This is a genomic window from Methylobacterium sp. B1 (assembly GCF_000333255.1).
Classification (GTDB): domain Bacteria; phylum Pseudomonadota; class Alphaproteobacteria; order Rhizobiales; family Beijerinckiaceae; genus Methylobacterium; species Methylobacterium fujisawaense.
In genome coordinates this window covers 1-1,230 of sequence record NZ_BACT01000143.1, presented here as the reverse complement: position 1 = coordinate 1,230, position 1,230 = coordinate 1, and the positions used below count along the sequence as shown (strand labels likewise).

The window sequence follows — 1,230 nt, the reverse complement described above, 5'->3', positions numbered from 1 at the left end:
GAAGCTCGCGAGGCCGATCGAAAAGGCCGGGAACACGATGTGGAAGGCCACCGTGAACCCGAACTGCATGCGGGCGAGGATCAGGGGATCGAGATTGGCGAGCACGTCGGGCCTCCGGCACTGAGCGCGACTCGGCATATAGCAATTTCAGAAATGTCTGAAAGTCAGAATGCAGAACGGCCGCGCGTCGGGGCAGCCGCGCGCGTCGGCCTCCGGGGCTGATCCGGGCGACGCGCGGGTCTGGACGTCCGCGCTTGAACGCGGCAGGGTCGCGGCCTTCCCCACAGGTCGGGATCCTGCAGGCGCTCCGGTGCATGCCGCGCCACGGCACGCCGCGTCCCGACGCAAGCAGAGCACGCGCCGCCATGGCCGATATCCCCGCATCCGCCGCGCCCGTCGATCTCGCCTCCGCCCTCTCGGCGCGCATCCGCGGCATCGGGACGAGCCAGATCGGGCTGGTGGCGGATCGCGGGCGGGACGACCCGGAGGTCGTGAAGCTCTGGATCGGCGAGGGCGATCTGCCGACCCCACCCTTCATCGTCGAGGCGGCCCACAAGGCGATGCTCGCCGGGCACACCCGCTACACGACCTCGCTGGGGCTGCCGGCGCTGCGCGCGGCGCTCGGCGCCTATCACGCCCGCCATTGGGACGTGGAGATCCCGCCCGACCGGTTCGCCGTCACGGCGGGCGGCATGAACGCGATCATGCAGGCCGCCCAGGTGCTGCTGGAACCGGGCGACGAGATGATCATCCCGTCCCCGGCCTGGCCGAATCTCGGCGAGGCGGTCCGCATCGCCGGCGGCGTCCCGGTGACGGTCCCGTACCGCAGGCTGCCGGACGGACGCTTCGCGCTGCCGCTCGCCGATATCGAGGCGGCGCTCACCCCGCGCACCCGGGTGATCATGGTGAATTCACCCTCCAATCCCACCGGCTGGACCATGCCGCTGCCGGAGATGAAGGCCCTGCGCGACCTCGCCCGGGAGCGCGGCCTCTGGATCCTCTCGGACGAGGTCTACGCGCATTTCACCTACGGCAACCGGATCGCGCCGTCCTTCCTGCAGATCTGCTCAGAGGACGACCGGCTGATCGTCACCAACACCTTCTCGAAGAACTGGGCCATGACCGGCTGGCGCGCCGGCTGGGTGATCTATCCCCGTGGCCTCGCGCCCACCTTCGCCAAGCTCGGACAGTACAGCACCACCTCGATCCCGACCGTCATCCAGCACGCCT

General features: G+C 69.8%; 2 protein-coding genes. One reads left to right on the top strand and one right to left on the bottom strand.

Translation table 11 applies throughout. The features are described from left to right. A partial coding sequence (locus I53_RS34845; protein WP_148291062.1) for a cytochrome ubiquinol oxidase subunit I occupies positions 1-105 on the bottom strand: 105 nt, incomplete at its 3' end. 260 nt (positions 106-365) lie between these two features. Here I53_RS34845 and I53_RS04065 point away from each other — a divergent pair. Next, a partial coding sequence (locus tag I53_RS04065) for an aminotransferase class I/II-fold pyridoxal phosphate-dependent enzyme (RefSeq protein WP_043346957.1) occupies positions 366-1,230 on the top strand: 865 nt, incomplete at its 3' end.